This is a genomic window from Novosphingobium sp. TK46, from assembly GCF_055361525.1.
On sequence record NZ_CM143963.1, the window covers coordinates 3,604,789 to 3,622,158 of the forward strand.

A 17,370-nucleotide genomic window follows, 5' to 3' on the forward strand; every position below is an offset into this window, starting at 1 on the left:
TAATCCCCCATTTGCTACCGGCTTTCGCCGTGCGGTTGGCCTTAACCGGCAGCGGTGCGCGAGGAAAGCAGTTGCAGCGCTGCGTTCCACGGCAACAACAAGGCTCCGTGGCGGCCGGGATAGTCACGGGCCCGAGCGATCGTGGTCAGATCCGGCCAGTCGGGCAGTTCGCCCTCCCCCGCGACCCAGTGGGCCACCGCCTGTGCCATCGTGCCGATCTCTTCGCCATGACGCCCCATGGCGCCTTGCGCAAAGATCGCGGCAGAGGCCTGGCCGATCGCGCAGGCCTGGCTGCGCACGCCGACGCGTTCGACGCGGTCGTTTGCATCGAACGAAAGGCCGAGCATCAACATGCTTCCGCAACTGCGCGAGCGAGCCTCGCTGCGCAGCACGAACGCGTCATCGAAACGAAAGCCGGCAAGGGCGGTCGTGAGCGCCAGGACTTGCGGGGTGTAGAGAACGGTCGCGGACGCCATGATCCGTTACTCGTCCTCGCTGTTGTCGAGGCTGGCGGAAGCCTTGGCGTTGGGATTCGCGGCCGCAGCGGCTGCGCGCCGGCGCTTGCCGATGATCTCGACCAGCGACTTGCTGGCTGCATCAATGAACGGATATGTCCGCGCCTGCGTGATCCAGGTGGGGCGCCCGCCGATTCCCCAGACCGTGTCGTACCCCAGCAACAGCACCGAAAACCCGAGTACGACGATGATGACGCCCTTGACCGTGCCGAAGCCGAAACCCAGCACGCGATCGATCGGGCCAAGTAGCGAACCGCGGCTTTTGCGCCCCGCCCAATTGGCGATCAGCTTCATCACCGCGTAAGGCACGATCAGCAGCAGTCCGAAGGCGAGGACCGTCGCACCCGACGGCGAACCGATATGTGGCGCAAGCCATGCGCTAAGGGACGTATGCAGCGCGTGAATCGCGAGCACAGCGGCGATCCACGCGATCAAGGCAAGGATCTCGTGCACGAAACCCCGCACGAAGCCGGTTACGGCACCTATCCCTACGAACAGCAGGATCGCGATATCGAAGCCGGTCATCCGCGATGCATCTAGGAAGCGCCCAGCACCCGGTCAACGAGGTTTGGTAGCAGCGTCAGCCCATCGTACCGCAACCCCTTGTCCCCCGAGGCGGTCGAGCCCGCGGGTCCGCACGCCTTGCCGAAGCCTAGCTTGGCCGCTTCGCGCTGCCGGATGGCGGCATGCGCGACCGGCCGGATCTCTCCTGCGAGCGAGACCTCGCCGAACCACACTGCATCCTTCGCCAGCGGCTTGTCACCCAGCGCGGAAACCAGCGCAGCCGCCACGGCGAGATCGGCGGCAGGATCGGCCAGACGATATCCCCCCGCCACGTTCAGATAGACTTCCGCGCTGGAGAAGTTAAGCCCGCAGCGCGCCTCCAGCACGGCAAGCAGCATCGCCAATCGGCCGGAATCCCAGCCGACGACCGCACGACGCGGAGTGGCGCCGCTTTGCAGCCGCACGATCAGCGCCTGTATTTCGACCAGGACCGGCCGCGTACCCTCCATGGCGGGGAACACCGCACTGCCCGCCATCGGCTCCTCGCGTCCCGACAGAAACAACAGCGAGGGGTTGCCCACTTCCGTCAGCCCGGCACCCTCCATCGCGAACACGCCGATCTCGTCCACCGGCCCGAAGCGGTTCTTGATCGAGCGCAGGATGCGATACTGGTGGCTGCGCTCTCCCTCGAAGCTCATCACCACGTCCACCATATGCTCAAGCACACGCGGGCCGGCGATGGATCCGTCCTTGGTGACATGGCCGACGAGCACCAGCGTCACGCCGTTCTGCTTGGCATAGCGGATCAACTCGAATGCGCAGCCGCGTACCTGGCTGACGGTGCCGGGCGCGCCTTCGATCTGATCGGAGTGCATGGTCTGGATGGAATCGATGACCAGCAGCTTGGGCGGATCCATGCCGCCCAGCGTCGTAAGAATATCACGTACCGACGTCGCCGCGGCGAGTTGCAGTGGCGCCGTCGACAGGCCCAGACGCTCCGCCCGCAGGCGCACCTGCCCCGCCGCTTCCTCGCCGCTGATATAGACGGCGAGCGCAACTGAATTGGCGATGTTCGCCGCCGCCTGCAGCAAGAGTGTCGACTTGCCGATACCCGGATCACCACCCATCAGGATAGCCGATCCGGGCACCATCCCGCCACCCAGTGCCCGGTCGAATTCCGCGAGACCGCTAGACCGGCGGACCAGTCTTTCCCCCGGCGCATCGAGCGGCTCGAAGCGGATCGGCCGGCCACCTGACGACAAGTCGTGCTTTGCCGAAAAGACCGTCGCCGGGACATCTTCGGCAAGCGTGTTCCACTCGGCGCAGTCGGGGCATTGCCCCTGCCAGCGATTGCTGACGCCGCCGCAGGCCTGGCAGACATATCGACGTTTGGGCTTGACCATATCCGTGCGATTAGCCGGAACATTGCGGGAACGCAATTGCCATCCGCGAAGATGCCGCTAGATCGGACACATGCGGCACAAGGAACTGCGCATCGCGCTCGTCTGCTACGGCGGGGTCAGCCTGGCCGTCTACATGCACGGCGTCACCAAGGAATTGTGGAAGCTGCTGCGCGCCAGTCAGATCATCCATTCCGGCAGTGGCGATAACGAAGGCCTGAATGGCAGCGAGGCGGTCTATGCCGAACTGTTGCGATGGTTGCAGGAACGCCACGGATTGCGCGTGTCGGTGCTGGCCGACATCGTGGCAGGCGCCAGTGCCGGGGGCATCAATTCGGTGTTTCTGGCACAAGCGATTCATTCGGGCCAATCACTCGATCCGCTGACCGAGTTATGGCTGTCCGAAGCCGATATCGACGTGCTGTTGGACCCCGAGGCGCGGCCAGCGGCGCGCCGTGCCAAGTTCTGGATGGCGCCATTTGCGTCGTACATGCTGCACCGGCCGGGCAATGGCGTGAGTGTTTCGGTAGCTCCGGAAATGCGCGAAGAGGTGCGCGAGAAGCTATCCCGGCTGATACGCTCCCGCTGGTTCGAACCGCCTTTCAGCGGGATCGGTCTGTCGCGCCTGCTGGCCGGTGCGTTGCAGGCGATGGCCGAGGGGCCGGCAGGGCCGCCGCTGTTGCCGGCGGGTCATCCGGTCGATCTGTTCGTCACCACCACCGACTTCGCCGGTCAGGTACAGCCCCTTCGCCTGCATTCGCCGCGACAGGTGTTCGAGAGCGAGTATCGCGTTAGCATCGGCTTTCGTCGGGCGACACCGCTGGCGTCGGGCGAAGCGCTTGCGCCCTTGCTTGATCTTGTGTTCGCGGCGAGGGCGACATCGAGTTTCCCTGGTGCCTTTCCGCCGCTTCAGGTCACGGAGATCGATCGCCTAGCGGATGAGGATGGGATGACATGGGATAGTCGGGATGGCTTCCTGGCGCGCATTCTTCCCGAACACATCCGCGCCGACGATCTTGACCAGGTCGCGCTCATCGACGGATCGGTGCTGGTGAATGCCCCGTTCGCCGATGCGATGGCAGTGCTGCGCGATCGGCCGGCACATCGGGAAGTCGACCGGCGCTTCGTCTACATCGACCCCACGCCCGACCGCACCTTCTTGCGGACACCGCGCGAGCATGTCGGGCCACCAAGCTTTCTTACCACCATCTTCGGAGCGATCTCGGCCATACCGCGCGAACAGCCGATCCGCGACAATCTCGAAGCGCTGGAGACGGCTTCGCGCGAGATGGCCACATTGACCGCGATCATCGAGTCGCTTCGCCCCGAGATCGACGATGCGGTGCAAAAACTGTTCGGTCGGACGCTGTTCTTCGACAAGCCGACTTCGAAGCGACTGGCAGGCTGGCGCGGCAAGGCGCAGCGGGCCGCGTGGGAGCAGGCCGGGTTCGCCTATCACGGATACTCGCAGGTCAAGTTCACCGGCATCGTCGACATGCTGGCGCGGATGGTGGCGCAGGCTGCGCCGCAAACGGGTTCGCGGCAGAGGATCGGTGAAGCCTTGTCCGCGCACCTTGCCGCGAACGGTCTCGATCGGTTGTCCGCGCTTCGTGGTGGTGCCTCGGAGCAGGCGATCACGCTGTTTCGCGAGCATGATCTGGCGTTTCGCATCCGGCGCCTGCGTCTACTTGCCCGCCGCGCGGCGCAGGACAAGCAGGCGAACGGGTTCGGCAGCGATGACGGCGAGGACCGTCTTCTGGCGGCGATCTACGAGGCGCTTGCCCTGTATCAGGCATGCGAGCCGACGGTCTCTCTCGGCCCCGCGTTCGAAGGTATCGCCGCGCGCGTGTTCGAGGATCCGGGGGCGGTCATCGCCTTCATCGCACGCAGTCGGGATCTGGTCCGGCTCGATGCCTGGGCCGATGCGCTGATCGGCGATGCGCTGGCTGCGATCTCGACGGATTCGCGCCGTGCCCTGCTTCTCGCCTACCTTGGTTTCCCCTTCTATGACGTGGTGACGTTGCCGTTGCTGCGCGGTGAGGGCACCACCGAGTACAACCCCGCCAAGGTCGACCGCATCTCTCCTGACGATTGCAGCGCCATTCGCAAGGGGGCGACTTTGCGGGGTACGGAGTTCTACAATTTCGGCGCATTCTTCAGTCGCGCCTACCGCGAGAACGACTACCTTTGGGGCCGGCTTCACGGCGCGGAACGGCTGATAGACCTGATCGCATCGACGATCGAAGCCGCAAATGGCAATACAGCGGAGCTGGATCGGTTCAAGTGTGAGGCGTTTCTGGCCATCCTGCGAGAGGAAGAGGGCCGATTGTTGGCAGATCCAGGCCTGATCCGGGGGATTCGTCGGGAGGTCGAGGTAAACACGAGTGGCGGCGATCGGGCATGAATGATCCAGGGCGATGATATCGCGCTGCCCTTTGCAGGATCATCGCGGGAGGTCACATCTCAACCCAAGGCAGACACGATCCAACGACGGGAACGGACCGCTTCCATCGGGGGAGTAGACAGACGAAACGACCGGATTCTCTAGGATCAAGGAGGCGCGCGAACGAAAACATGGCCCGATTGGTTCCGCGTTCACAGCGAAATCACTGGGGAAAACAAAGCCATGCTTTTTCAAATCGCCGCGCGTAAGTCGCTGCGGTGCATCCCCATGTACGACGACTGAGGCGCTCCGGCCGAGGCTGGAGCGCCCTTTTTTGATCCCGTTCGTCAATGTCGGTCGTTGCATCTCAGCGCTCGCCTAGGTGTCGCTTGATCGCGCTGTCCTGGATCAGGCCGGAGCATCGGCTACCCCCACATGCCTTGCAGGAACCACTCGGGCAGGCCGCCCCGGCCATCTCCGATCACACCGTTGCGATAGATCCAGTAGCGACGGCCCTGCCCATCCTCGATGCGATAGTAATCGCGCAGACGAGTGGTCGAGCGTTCGCGCCACCACTCGGGAGCGATACGTTCCGGACCTTCGGATCGCGTGACGTCGTGCGATCCGCCGCGCCAGCGGAAACGCTTGGGCAGGCCATCGGGCGTCTCGTAGATCACCGTGATCGGTTCGGGTCGATCGAGCAGCTTGAGCGGGCGGGCGTGGAATTCCAGTTCACCCTGCGCCGTCTTGTCCTGCTCCAGCGGGCCCAGCCAGCGCTGTGCGCGTTCGGGCACGTGGCTGGCGTGAGGAACCGGGCGGCGGACGGCATCGGGACCAAGCCGTACCGACAGCCGGTCGATGCAGGCGGACAGGCTGGTGCCGTGGTTCTCGGCAGACGCTTCGAAGTCGCGCTGGGCCAGCGCCATCGGCATGGTCCACGAGGCGCGCAGACGCACCATCTCGATGCCAAACCCGGCGTCGATATTCTCCAGCTTGCCGTTGAACAAGGTGGCCAGGTGTATGCAATCGCGGCTGGCAGCGGAAATTTCCAGCCGGCGGGTCACGACTTCGCCGTCGACCTTCCACATGCCGAGTTCCAGCCTGCGGACGCCCAGCGCCTGTCCTTCCAGGATCCGCGCCATGTCTGCTGCCAGATCGGCGACGACCCTTTGCAGCAGCTCGCGATGGCGGATCGGCTCCATCAGCCGGCGCTGCACCAGTGGCGCCTCGACAGCGACGATCGGCAACAAGGGTTCGGGTACGCAACCCAGGAGCTGGTCGATGCGGATCAGCGGGTTGGCCGAGGCCGAACGGCGGTTGCGGAAACGCCGCACAATCGCCTCGCGATGGACGCCATGCAGGTCGCCCAGCCGCTTGAGCCCCAGCCGCTTGAGCAAGGTAATCGTATCGTCATCCAGCCGCAATGCCGCTACCGGCAAGTGCGAAAGCCGCTGCGCCGGATCATCCGCCATATGCAGCATGGCATTGGGTGGGCCATAGTGCGCCAGCGCCCACGCCGCCCCGGCGGTAGGCGCGATGGCAAGGCGTACCGCCAGTCGCCGCCGCGCAAGAGCCGTGCGCGCATCCTCCAGCAACCCGGTTTCGCCACCGAACAGGTGTGCCGCGCCGCTCACGTCGACAAGCACGCCATCCGGGGGGTCGAGCGCGCTCCATGGCCCCCAGCGCTGAGCCCATACCGCCAGCTTTTCCAGAAATGCCAGATCACCGGCAGGGTCCGCCGGCGCCACCGCCAAAGCGGGGCACAGCGTGCGCGCATCGGCCAGCATCATTCCAGGCTGCGCGCCTGCGGCAAGTCCGGCGGTATTGGCGGCGGTTATGCGCGGTCCATGCGCGGTTTCGGTGATCAGCGCCAAAGGCGCGGCATCGGCCCCCTCACCCTCAGCCAGGTTCTCGCCAAGACGCCAGCGATCGATCGCCAGTCGCGCGCACCAGATGGCGAGGATGCGGCGAGGAGTGGATGATGATTGCATGGCAGTATGGCCAGGAGGTTCAAAGCCCCTGGCTCAGGCTCTTGCCGATATGTCGTATGCCTGTTGCGGCGCGGAAATGCGGCCCGCCACCATCGCGCCATCGTCCCGCAGCATCCAGGTGCCGGCAGGATGGCGGCGGGCACGAAACAAGTCTGCCTGCCAGCTTGGCGTACCCGGCGCCGCAGGGTTCCAGCGCGGCTCGGGAGAAGCCGCCGCTTGCACAGACCAGCGCTGGCGTGCCGACGACAAGTCACGCTTCGCATCCAGCCGGATCAGCCACAACGGCACGCCATGCTTCTCCGCCGCCAGGCTTAGGCGGCGCGAGGCCGTCATATCCAGCGCGCGCGGATTGCCGGTGATCTCACCCATGACGAAAGCGAGATCACGGCAGCGCAAGCCCTCCTCAAGCGCGAACAGCGCATCTTCCGGAGTGCGCACGGCGACATGGATCAGGCGATGACGAAGCGCACGAGGCAAGCCGGGGCGGTAGGGCCGGCCAGAGCAACGCAGCGCCTCACGATCCTGTACCCAAAGCCAGGGACGTTCATCCGGCGTGTCGGCCAATGGATCGGGCGCAGTGGCCTGCAAGTGGTCACGCGCAAAGGCCAACGCGAGCGCCGATCCCGAAGTATCATCGCCTGAAGCGAAGATCTCGCCATGCGCAGGCCCGGATGGCACCAGTCCAGGCCGCCACTCCGCCGCTCGTGAGGGTGACAGTACGGCCGAGGCCATCACGCAATGGATTGCCGGATCCTGCACCTGCAAGGCTGATGGAACGGTGCTGGCATGAGACATTGAATCGCCTCTCGAAATCAAGATTATGTTCTACATATGTTCTGATTTGGAGAGATGTGCAACGTCTGCCTGTGCACAGGCCTGGGGAGAAGCTGGGGATTGCTTGTGCAAGAACGCCTTGAGCCGCAAAGAAAAAGGCGCGGCCAACGGAAAAATCCGCCGGCCGCGCCCTCGTTGGTCTTCATCGCATCAGACCGCTGTTTCACTATGGCGTTTTAGTGGATGATGGTGCCTGCCGGTGGCGCCACATCGCTCAGACCCCGACCCACATGGCTACGGCTACGGCTGTACAGGAAGTACACCACCAAGCCGATCAGCGCCCACCCGACGAACAGCAGGATCGTCTCGATCGAGAGGCTGAAGAACAGATAGACGCACCCGGCGATAGCCAGCGGTGCGGTGATCATGATCAGCGGCGTGCGGAACGGTCGAACCCGGGCCGGATCGGTTCGGCGCAGCACCATGACCGCGATCGACACCGCCGCAAAGGCGAACAGCGTGCCCGAATTGGACACGTCCGCCAGCAGACCGACCGGGAAGAACGCTGCGAACAGCGCCACGAACACACCCGTCAGCATCGTGATGACGTGGGGGGTGTGGAACTTGGGGTGCACCTTGGAAAAGAACTCGGGCAGCAGGCCGTCGCGGCTCATCACGAAGAAGATGCGGGTCTGACCGAACATCATCATCAGGATGACCGAAGGCAAGGCGATGATCGCAGCGGCGCCGACCAGCCAGCCGACGAACGGATAACCGACCTGCTTGAGCGTCCAGGCCAGCGCCTCCTTCGAACAGACTACGGCGTTCTCCTGGATGGCGACGCAGGCCTGCGACAACGCAGGAGTCCCAGGCGAAAGCGCCTGGCCGTTCGGGCCGAATACCGGCTGAGCGCCGACCGTGCCGATCACGCCCGTGGCGACGAGCATGTAGAAGATCGTGCAGACCGCCAGGCTTCCGATCAACCCGATCGGCATGTTGCGCTGGGGATTCTTGGTCTCCTCGGCGGCGGTCGAAACCGCGTCGAAGCCGACATAGGCGAAGAAGATCGACGCTGCGGCTCCGGAAATGCCCGCAAAGCCCAGCGGCGCGAACGGCGTGAACTGGCCCGACTTGATGATCGGGATGGTCAGCGCGACGAAGAGGGTCAACGCCAGGATCTTGACCCCGACCAGTACCGCGTTGACTGTCGCGCTTTCCTTCGTCCCCTTGATCAGCAGCGCGGTAACAGCAGCGGCGATCAGCATGGCAGGCAAGTTGATCAGGCCGCCATCAAAAGGCCCGCGCACCCAGGTGTAGGGTACGTTCAGATTGAAACTCGTGTTCAACCAGCCGATGAAATAGCCCGACCAGCCGACGGACACCGCTCCCGCGGCGATCGCGTATTCCAGGATCAGCGCCCAGCCGACCATCCAGGCGACCAGTTCGCCCATGACCGCATAGCTGTAGGTATAGGCAGATCCCGAAACCGGAACCATCGCTGCCATTTCGGCGTAGCACAGCGCCGCCACCGCGCAGACGAAGCCCGCGATGACGAACGAGATCATCATGCCGGGACCCGCCTTCTGCGCGGCCTCGGCGGTTAGAACGAAGATACCCGTGCCGATCACCGCGCCGATACCCAGCATGGTCAGCTGGAAGGCGCCGAGTGATCGATGGAGAGATTTCTTTTCCGCCGTCGCCAAGATGGCATCGAGCGACTTCACGCGACCGAACATGCGGTAACCCCCGGAAATAAGCGTATTGCTGCCGGACGCTAACGGCAAGCGGTCGCTTGGCAAGGGTTATCGCACGGCGTTCCACGCCTTTGCGTCATCGTCATGGCGGCGCTAGAAGGCATGGCATGTCCACGACCTTCCAGCTCGATACCGCGACCAGCCGCGCCAACCCCACTCCGGCACCGATGAAACGCCTGACGGTACCGGCGATCCAGCGTCGCAAGACGGGCGGCGTCACGGCCGAACCGCTGGTGATGCTGACCGCCTATACCGCTCGCCAGGCGCAGCTGCTCGATCCGCACTGCGATCTGCTGCTGGTGGGGGATTCGCTGGGCCAGGTGATCTATGGCCTGCCTTCCACCCTTGCCGTCACGCTGGAGATGATGATCGCCCATGGCGCGGCTGTCGTGCGCGGGAGTTATCATTCGGTCGTGATCGTGGACATGCCTTTCGGCTCCTACGAAGCGAGCCCCCAGGCCGCCTTCGCCTCGGCCAGCCGGATCATGGCCGAGACCGGAGCGGCGGGCGTGAAACTGGAAGGAGGGCAGGCCATGGCCGAGACCATCGCATTCCTGTCCCAGCGCGGCATCCCGGTAATGGCACATATCGGCCTGACCCCGCAGGCGGTGAACGCGCTTGGCGGCTATGCCGCGCGCGGCCGCAGCGAGGAGGAACATGCCAAGATCATGGCCGATGGCGAAGCCGTCGCCGCGGCGGGTGCTTTCGCCGTGGTGATCGAAGGGGTTATCGAGCCGATCGCCGTCGCCCTCACCAAGGCACTCGCGATACCCACCATCGGCATCGGCGCCTCGGCTCTGTGCGATGGTCAGGTTTTGGTGACCGAGGATATGCTGGGCATGTTCGAACGCACGCCACGCTTCGTCAAACGGTACGGCGACATCGCCGGCATGATCGGCGCCAGCGCCGCCCAATATGCCCAGGACGTGCGCGAGCGTGCGTTTCCGGGGCCCGAGCAGACCTACCAGCCCAAAGCCTGATCAGCCCGCCCGATAACTGCCGAGCCGCGCGCGTGCGGCGGCGAGCAGCGGATTGTCGCCCAGCATCTGGCGCGCCTTGTCGAGCAAAGACACCGCCTGGCCCCGGTGGATCTGCAGCGTCGCATAGCTCAGCGCCAACGCTTGCGCCGCCACCGGATTCGCCCGCTGCAGGCGATAGGCCCGCGCCGCCGCCGCCTCCCCTGCCCCGGTATCGCCGGAGCCCAGCCGAACCAGCGACAGATCGGTGAGCAGCTGCACATCCTGCCCGCTCCCGGTCTGTCGCAGATAATCCAATATCGCTGTCGCCCGCCGCGGATCGCCGATGCGAACCGCCAGTGCCGCCTGCAGCCTCAAGGCGATGCGATTGCCGGGATCCTGCAGCAGGTAGGCCTCGACCATCTGCGTCGCGCCGCGCACGTCGCCGGCATTCGCGAAAGCCTGGTAGCGACGTTGCAGCAGGCTGTCGGACATGCGGATCCGAGCGGCGGCGGCATAGCGCAGCTGGGCTTGTACCGGATGGCCCAACGCAAGCTGTACGTCGCCCGCGGCGGCCTGCGCGTCATAGGACCCGGGCCTGCTCGTGCGGTCGCGCTCTGCGGTGGCCAACGCTTCCTGAGAGCGTCCTTGCGCCATCAGCGCGCCCACGGTGCTGCCCACCGGCACCACCCGCAACGGGGCCGCCGGCGGCATCGCTGCCCGATCTAGCAGCGCACCGGCCCGCATCCGGTCCCCAAGTACCTCGAACCCACGCGCCACGATCGTGAGGAGATACGGTGAGGCATATCCCCGTTCGATGTCGTCGCGGAACCGCAGCGTAAGATACCGGTACTGGCCGCTCGCGTAGAGTGCGCGCGCCAGCAATTGGCGTGCGTGCATGTCGTCGGGTTCGCGCTGAAGCAACTGCTCGCACAGTTCCGAAGCCGTTTGCGTGTTCCCCGCCGACAATTCCAGCACGGCTTCGAGAAGCATCGTCGCCGGAATCGTGTCGAGCTTGCCGCCGGTTCGCGCCAGCAATTGCCTGGCAACCTCGAACCGTCCGCCCCGCGCGGCCAGGACTGCCTGCAGATAGTAGGCCTGCGCGTTGCCGGGATCGACCATGAGCAAGCGACGCGTCACCGCCAGCATCTCGGTCGCACGTCCCAGCTCGCCCAGGGTCGCGGCATATTGGGTCAGAACCGCTATGTCGTCGGGCGATTGCGCAAGCGCACTCTCGAACCATGGCAGCGAGGCCAACAGCCCATATCGATCGCGAACGAGCTGACCGCGAAATTCCAGCGCCCGTACATCCCGGCCGTTCAGCGCGATCGCATGATCGGCCGCCTGGATCGCCATCAGATGTTGGCCCGCGCGATATCGCAGCCGTCCGATCTCGACCCAGAGTCCGGCATCGCGCGGTGCAATGGCCAAGGCCCGATCGTAGGCGCGCGCCGCCGCTGGAAGATCGGCATCCAGTTGCTCCAATTGCGCCAGCACGCGAAAACCCTCCGCCGCGGTACCAGGCGAGAACGCACCGGGACCGAGCCACTCGCGTGCGTGCTGCAGGTCGCCCTGACGGATGTAGGCCCCGCCCATCAGCGCAGCGACGTTATCGCGGGGCATCCCCTGGGCAAGCGCCGCGCGCAGCTTCATTTCGGCATCGATGCCGTCATCGCGCCGCAGTGCCGCCCGCGCCGCTTCGATCAGAGCGGTGCGGCTCTGTGGCTGTGGCTCGGCATGGCTGGCCAAAGGCGCCATCGCCAATGCCGGAACGATCGCCAGCCAGGCGACCTGCCGCAGCCGACGACACCGTTCAGCCATGCAAGTCATACTGCCTGAGCAGGTCGTACAAGGTCGGACGGCTGATCCCCAGCAGCTTGGCGGTGCTGCTGATGTTGCCTTCGCTGCGGGCAAGCGCATGCCGGATCACCTTGCGGTCGGCAGCTTCGCGCGCAGTCTTCAGGTTGAGCGCATTCAGAGCCCGTTCGTCGGGAGACGTGAGATCGAGGTCGACGGCACTGACCAGCTTCTCATCCGCCATGATCACCGCGCGCTTGACCCGGTTTTCCAGCTCTCTCACATTTCCTGGCCAGCTCCAGCCATCGATCGCGGCCAGTGCATCGGCGGCGAAGCCGCGTACGCTCGGGTTCATCTCCTTGGCATATCGGTTGAGGAAGGTCTTGGCGAGCAACGTGGCGTCGCCCGGTCGTTCCGCCAGGCTCGGGATCCGCACGATGATCTCGGCCAGACGATAGTACAGATCTTCGCGGAAACGGCCCTGCTCGATCATCGCTTCCAGGTTCTGGTGCGTGGCGCACACGATCCGCGTGTCGACCGGAATGGACGTACGTGATCCCACACGTTCGATCACCCGCTCCTGCAGGAAACGCAGTAGCTTGACCTGAAGCTGCAGCGGGATGTCTCCCACCTCGTCGAGGAACAGCGTCCCGCCCGCGGCCTGCTCGATCTTCCCTTCGACGGTCTTGATCGCGCCGGTGAAGGCGCCGCGCTCGTGACCGAACAACTCACTCTCAAGCAGGTTTTCGGGGATTGCGGCGCAGTTGATCGCGACGAACGCACGCCCACTGCGATCGCTTGCGTCATGCAGACCGCGCGCCAGCAGCTCCTTGCCCGTTCCGCTGGCCCCCAGCAGCATGACCGACACTTTGGTGTTGGCGACCCGCTCGATCGTCCGGGCGACCTTCACCATCTCAGGCGCGGCGGTGATCAGGCGGCCCAGAACCGTCCCGCCCTTGTTGACCCGCGCGGCGAGTCGACGGTTCTCGTCCTCAAGCCGATGCAGTTGTAAGGCGCGGCGCACGATCAAGCCCAGCGCGTCTATATCGACCGGTTTCTGGTAGAAGTCATAGGCGCCGCGCGCGATGGCCTGCAGCGCGCTTTCACGCGCCCCGTGGCCCGATGCGACGATAACCTTGGTGTCGGGCTTCAACGTCATGATCGCGTCAAGAACGGCAAAGCCCTCGCTCACCCCGTCCGGATCGGGCGGCAATCCCAGATCGAGCGTGACAACGTCGGGCGATTCCGAACGCAGCAGTGCCAACGCTGACGCGCGGTCACTGGCGACGAACACCTCGAAATCCTCATAGGACCACTTGAGCTGCGCCTGCAGCCCAGCATCATCCTCTATCACCAGAAGCTTGGGCAGCGACAAGGCCTTGGTATCGTTGCTCATGCCACTTCCTGGTTGTGCGCCGAATCGGCCATGCTTTGAATCTGCAACGGCACGCGCACGACAAAGCGCGAACCGATGCCTTCACGCGAGTCGACATCAAGCGTGCCCCGCATCGCCTGGACCAGTTCCCTTGCTTCAAAAGCACCGATGCCGAACCCGCCGCTCTTGGTTGAGACGAACGGCTTGAACAGCCGGTTGCGGATGAATTCGGGCGACATCCCAGTGCCCGAATCGACGACCTCGAACCGCGCTTGTCCACCTTCGGCCACCAGCGACAGGAACACGGGGCTATCGGACAGGCTGGCGTCGAGCGCGTTCTGAACGAGATGGACCAGTACCTGCTCCAGCGAATGCCGACTCCCCATTACCTGCAACGCGCGGCACTCGGCCAGCACGACCTGCGGGTTGCCGGCGAAGCGCAACATCACGGCCTTCGCGACCTGATCGGCAGCGACATCCTCGATCCGGTCGACACTGCCGTTACCGTAGCGCGAAAGCCGCGCGATCATGGCGTTGAGCTTCTCGGACGAGCTACGCAGGGTGACGATCATGTCGTCGCGAAACGCCTTTTTCTCGGCATGAAGCTCGGCATTGCGCGCCAACAGGCTGAACTGACTGGCGAGGTTCTTGATATCGTGCATCACGAAAGCGATGCGGCGATGAAAATCATCGAAGCGGCTAGCTTCGGCCAGCGCATCCTGTGTCGCGTTCTCGGCAAGGTAGCTGGCGAGCTGCTGACCGACCACGCGAAGCAGATCGAAGTCCTCCCAATCCAGCTTGCGCGTGACTTCCGGGCGGGCGAGCACCACCGCTCCCACCAACCGATCATAGTGGATCAGCGGCACGATCGCCCACGCGCGAGGATCGTCGAGCAACCAGGCCGGCGCGGTGGTTTCGTTTGGCACCGTGGTGTGCCCAGCGCGCAGGTCGTCCAGTTCAGCGATGAAGTTCTCTCGCACCAGGAACGCAGCAAACTGCGCATCGATCGTGGCCGGCCCCGTCACCTGCCCCCAATTCCATCGCGCCGACAGTGCCGGTCCCTCGATGCCCTCCTCGCACGTCAACAACAGCCCTGCAGGACTGCTGGTAACGTCGGCCAAAGCCTGGATCACGCGCTCGCCCAGTGGCGGTGCCTCGGCGCCGGTATTGCCGATCGTGCGGGTAAACCGCAGCCATTCCTCACGGTAATCGTAGCGGTGCTGGAACAAGTGCTTGGACAGCATCACCTTGCCCCAGCCGCGCAATTTGCGGGAGGGCAGCACCAGCAACGCCACGGCAGATGCCACCGTCAGAAAGCCCAGCTCGATCAGTCGGGCAAAGTCGCCACCCGCAAAGGCGAGCCATTGGGCGATCACGACCATGCCCACCAGATACATGCCGATCAGCAGTAGCGAGAACGTCTGGAACGTCACCGCCCGCGATGGACGCAGCCGCAGCTCCTCGCGCCCATGACTGGCACCGATCGCAAACAGGCCGACCAGCACGAGCGTCGCCAAGCCGCGCAGCGCCGCGATCTCGCGTGGCCAGCTGTTGGCGAGATATGCAACGGTGTAGAGGTTGAGATCGAAGATCCAGATCGCTGCGAGACCGGCCGCGGTCCAGCGCAGCGCCTTGCGTGCATCGGGAGAGGCACCGCCGTAAAGGTTATGCACCAACACCAACGCGCCCACCGTGACCAGCAGCCGCAGCATGATGCTCAGCCCAAGCGCGCCACCCCCTGCCCCGCCATCCGTCTCGATCCCGGCGAGGATCAGCAACAGCACTTCCACAAAGACCAACGCCAGCAGCACGGGACGGATCGGCGCAAGACTGTCGCGTCGCCCATCGTCGCCGAACAGCCGATAGACCACCAGCAGCCACACAAGATTGCGTCCGGCTTCGAGCATCGTCGTGGCATAACTGCCGTGCAACTCGATCCCGCCGGCGAGCGACCATAACGCCGTCACGACCAGCGCGGCGGCGATCGCAGGCCCGGCGGTTCCCAGGCGTTGCGTGCGACGCCGCAGCCAGATCGCCAGCGTCGCCGCCGCGATCGCCGCAGTGACGTGCAGCACCAGCGCAACCACGCTCCAAAGATCGGCGGGAAAGCTTGCCATTGGTCCGGGCATCAACGCGCCCCTTCGCTCCACAACACCACCCGCAGCGTCTGCAGCAGGATCAGCAGGTCGAGGAACGGCGTGTAGTTCTTGGCGTAGTAGAGATCGTATTCCAGCTTGTGCCGCGCATCGTCGATCGAGGCTCCGTAGGGATAGTTGATCTGCGCCCAGCCGGTGATCCCCGGCTTCACCATGTGCCGTTCGGCGTAATACGGCAGATGCTCTTCCAGATCGGCCACAAATTCGGGGCGTTCGGGCCGTGGCCCGACAAAGCTCATCTCACCCTTGAGGACGGTCCAGGTCTGCGGCAGTTCGTCGATGCGGACCTTGCGGATGAAGTTGCCGACGCGCGTGACGCGCGGATCGTCTTTCGAGGCCCATTGCGCACCGGCGGCCTCGGCGTCGGTCCGCATCGAGCGCAGCTTGATGACGTTGAAGTTCTGTCCGAACAGGCCGACCCGTTTCTGGCGGTAGAAGGCCGGGCCCTTGCTGTCGAGTTTTACCATGATGGCGAAGATCAGGATGATCGGGGCGGTGAACACCAGCAGCAGCGCGCTGGCGCCAATATCGAACAGGCGCTTGGCAACGCTCGAAACGATGCGCCCGGACGAAAAACCGTCAGAGAAGATCAGCCAGCTGGGGTTGACGGTATCGAGATCGACTCGACCCGTTTCGCGTTCGACGAAACTGGAGAACTCGTTGACGTGCACGCCAGCGGTCTTGATCCGCAGCAGGTCCTTCAACGGTAGCGCATTGCGGCGTTCCTCCAGTGCGAGCACCACTTCGCTAACGCCCAGGTTCTCGACGTAGCGGGTGAGATTGTGGATCGCGACGCGGGGGATCGCCTCAAGGATCACCGGCGCCGCCTCGCTCATGCCGATGTAGCCGACGATGGCGAATCCGCTCTCGGGCCGATCGCCAAGGTCACGCAGACGCTTGGCACGATTGCCCGCGCCAAGCACTAGGACGCGGCGGCGGAAGGCCGATGTGCCAAGAAAGCCGCCCAGCACCAGACGATCGGCGATAAGCAGGCAGAAGGCGATCGCCATCGAATAGGCCAACGTCGATCGCCAGAACGTCTGACCGCCGATTACGAAGTCGAGAAACGACAGCGCGATCACACCCAACGAAATCGAGACCAGCAGCCTGGCCGCGGCGAACCGCATCGATCGCAAGGCGTCGCCCCCATAGACGCCGACGGCGATCATCGCGGTCACCATCATCGCTGCGAAGCCGAAGTGCGGCCATACCCGATCGGCGATCGACCCGGTGGCGATGCCAATCTGCCCGGCGCGCAACCGCCACGACATCTCGTTGGCGCCGACCAGCATCAACAAGTCGACCAGCCACAGCAGGACCACCGCATGCGGGATGTAATGCTTGAACAAACGGATCATCGGTACGCGTCGATCTTCCCGGTCCGGGACTGGACAGGATGCCTACCTAGGGCAAAGACGTAAAATGTCGGTTACTTTGACAATCGATGTCTCGAAATCGCGTTTTTCCTGGGCCACGCGCGTTAAGGGGGTGAAAGGAAAACCTTACACCCAGCCCAGGGCGATCGCTCCAGGCAACCGCGTGGAAACGGATCCGCGTAGGGATCAATCAATGCGATGATGATGGTGTGCTGGTGCCCCTGGCCCGACTCGAACGGGCACGTCTCTCAACAATCGATTTTGAGTCGATCGCGTCTACCATTCCGCCACAGGGGCACACCGGCGCGAGCGCTGTAGCGAGGCTTGCCGCCGCATTCAAGCGCCCGTTGCGTTGAAGATGAAAAGCAACAACAACGCCTGGGCTCGCA

Annotated in this window: 12 protein-coding genes and 1 tRNA gene; 2 read left to right on the forward strand and 11 right to left on the reverse strand. The window is 64.4% G+C overall.

Annotation, left to right across the window (positions count from 1 at the left end; genetic code table 11):
* Positions 1-41 precede the first annotated feature (41 nt).
* From ACXJ1Z_RS17230 to radA, 3 genes are read right to left on the reverse strand one after another with little or no spacing between them, the layout of a single operon-like run.
* Complete coding sequence (locus ACXJ1Z_RS17230) at positions 42-476, reverse strand: iron-sulfur cluster assembly scaffold protein (RefSeq protein WP_463778342.1); 435 nt, start codon at positions 474-476, stop codon at positions 42-44.
* Positions 477-482: 6 nt separating this feature from the next.
* Positions 483-1,040 (reverse strand): CvpA family protein, encoded by a 558-nt coding sequence (locus ACXJ1Z_RS17235; RefSeq protein WP_463778343.1) that lies wholly within the window; start codon positions 1,038-1,040, stop codon positions 483-485.
* An 11-nt stretch (positions 1,041-1,051) separates the two neighbouring features.
* On the reverse strand, positions 1,052-2,422 hold the full coding sequence (radA, locus tag ACXJ1Z_RS17240) for a DNA repair protein RadA (protein ID WP_463778345.1): 1,371 nt from the start codon (positions 2,420-2,422) through the stop codon (positions 1,052-1,054).
* Positions 2,423-2,492: 70 nt separating this feature from the next.
* On the opposite strand from radA, the gene ACXJ1Z_RS17245 reads away from it, so the two are divergent.
* A complete protein-coding gene (locus tag ACXJ1Z_RS17245) occupies positions 2,493-4,823 on the forward strand; it encodes a patatin-like protein (RefSeq protein ID WP_463778346.1) in 2,331 nt (776 codons plus the stop codon).
* A 404-nt stretch (positions 4,824-5,227) separates the two neighbouring features.
* On the opposite strand, the gene ACXJ1Z_RS17250 is transcribed toward ACXJ1Z_RS17245, so the two are convergent.
* From ACXJ1Z_RS17250 to ACXJ1Z_RS17260, 3 genes are all read right to left on the reverse strand, one after another.
* Complete coding sequence (locus tag ACXJ1Z_RS17250; protein ID WP_463778348.1) at positions 5,228-6,793, reverse strand: Y-family DNA polymerase; 1,566 nt, start codon at positions 6,791-6,793, stop codon at positions 5,228-5,230.
* Positions 6,794-6,826: 33 nt separating this feature from the next.
* Positions 6,827-7,588 (reverse strand): hypothetical protein, encoded by a 762-nt coding sequence (locus ACXJ1Z_RS17255; RefSeq protein WP_463778349.1) that lies wholly within the window; start codon positions 7,586-7,588, stop codon positions 6,827-6,829.
* 215 nt (positions 7,589-7,803) lie between these two features.
* The gene (locus ACXJ1Z_RS17260) at positions 7,804-9,303 is read right to left on the reverse strand and encodes an amino acid permease (protein WP_463781284.1); all 1,500 of its coding nucleotides are present in this window, start codon (positions 9,301-9,303) and stop codon (positions 7,804-7,806) included.
* 125 nt (positions 9,304-9,428) lie between these two features.
* Here ACXJ1Z_RS17260 and panB point away from each other — a divergent pair, with 125 nt between their 5' ends.
* The gene (gene panB, locus ACXJ1Z_RS17265; RefSeq protein ID WP_463778351.1) at positions 9,429-10,301 is read left to right on the forward strand and encodes a 3-methyl-2-oxobutanoate hydroxymethyltransferase; all 873 of its coding nucleotides are present in this window, start codon (positions 9,429-9,431) and stop codon (positions 10,299-10,301) included.
* Here panB and ACXJ1Z_RS17270 read toward each other — a convergent pair whose 3' ends face one another.
* The 5 genes from ACXJ1Z_RS17270 to ACXJ1Z_RS17290 all read right to left on the reverse strand — a co-directional run bounded on the left by ACXJ1Z_RS17270 (position 10,302) and on the right by ACXJ1Z_RS17290 (position 17,278).
* Complete coding sequence (locus ACXJ1Z_RS17270; protein WP_463778353.1) at positions 10,302-12,098, reverse strand: tetratricopeptide repeat protein; 1,797 nt, start codon at positions 12,096-12,098, stop codon at positions 10,302-10,304.
* Entirely contained in the window at positions 12,091-13,470 is a 1,380-nt protein-coding gene (gene prsR / locus ACXJ1Z_RS17275; protein ID WP_463778355.1) for a PEP-CTERM-box response regulator transcription factor, read from the reverse strand. Before prsR ends, ACXJ1Z_RS17270 begins: the two co-directional genes overlap by 8 nt.
* Entirely contained in the window at positions 13,467-15,578 is a 2,112-nt protein-coding gene (gene prsK / locus ACXJ1Z_RS17280) for an XrtA/PEP-CTERM system histidine kinase PrsK (protein WP_463778356.1), read from the reverse strand. The genes prsR and prsK overlap by 4 nt, the downstream gene beginning before the upstream one ends.
* Positions 15,578-16,963, reverse strand: coding sequence for a TIGR03013 family XrtA/PEP-CTERM system glycosyltransferase (locus tag ACXJ1Z_RS17285; RefSeq protein ID WP_463778357.1), 1,386 nt, complete (start codon positions 16,961-16,963; stop codon positions 15,578-15,580). Before ACXJ1Z_RS17285 ends, prsK begins: the two co-directional genes overlap by 1 nt.
* Positions 16,964-17,194: 231 nt before the next feature.
* Positions 17,195-17,278 (reverse strand) — tRNA-Leu (locus ACXJ1Z_RS17290).
* Positions 17,279-17,370: the final 92 nt, after the last annotated feature.

Bases quoted from the DNA above. Each gene is read 5' to 3' on its own strand.
- panB (WP_463778351.1), top strand. From the start codon at position 9,429: ATGTCCACGACCTTCCAGCTCGATACCGCGACCAGCCGCGCCAACCCC.
- ACXJ1Z_RS17270 (WP_463778353.1), bottom strand. From the start codon at position 12,098: ATGGCTGAACGGTGTCGTCGGCTGCGGCAGGTCGCCTGGCTGGCGATC.
- ACXJ1Z_RS17230 (WP_463778342.1), bottom strand. From the start codon at position 476: ATGGCGTCCGCGACCGTTCTCTACACCCCGCAAGTCCTGGCGCTCACG.
- radA (WP_463778345.1), bottom strand. From the start codon at position 2,422: ATGGTCAAGCCCAAACGTCGATATGTCTGCCAGGCCTGCGGCGGCGTC.
- ACXJ1Z_RS17245 (WP_463778346.1), top strand. From the start codon at position 2,493: ATGCGGCACAAGGAACTGCGCATCGCGCTCGTCTGCTACGGCGGGGTC.
- ACXJ1Z_RS17285 (WP_463778357.1), bottom strand. From the start codon at position 16,963: ATGATCCGTTTGTTCAAGCATTACATCCCGCATGCGGTGGTCCTGCTG.
- prsR (WP_463778355.1), bottom strand. From the start codon at position 13,470: ATGAGCAACGATACCAAGGCCTTGTCGCTGCCCAAGCTTCTGGTGATA.
- ACXJ1Z_RS17260 (WP_463781284.1), bottom strand. From the start codon at position 9,303: ATGTTCGGTCGCGTGAAGTCGCTCGATGCCATCTTGGCGACGGCGGAA.
- ACXJ1Z_RS17250 (WP_463778348.1), bottom strand. From the start codon at position 6,793: ATGCAATCATCATCCACTCCTCGCCGCATCCTCGCCATCTGGTGCGCG.
- ACXJ1Z_RS17255 (WP_463778349.1), bottom strand. From the start codon at position 7,588: ATGTCTCATGCCAGCACCGTTCCATCAGCCTTGCAGGTGCAGGATCCG.
- ACXJ1Z_RS17235 (WP_463778343.1), bottom strand. From the start codon at position 1,040: ATGACCGGCTTCGATATCGCGATCCTGCTGTTCGTAGGGATAGGTGCC.
- prsK (WP_463778356.1), bottom strand. From the start codon at position 15,578: ATGCCCGGACCAATGGCAAGCTTTCCCGCCGATCTTTGGAGCGTGGTT.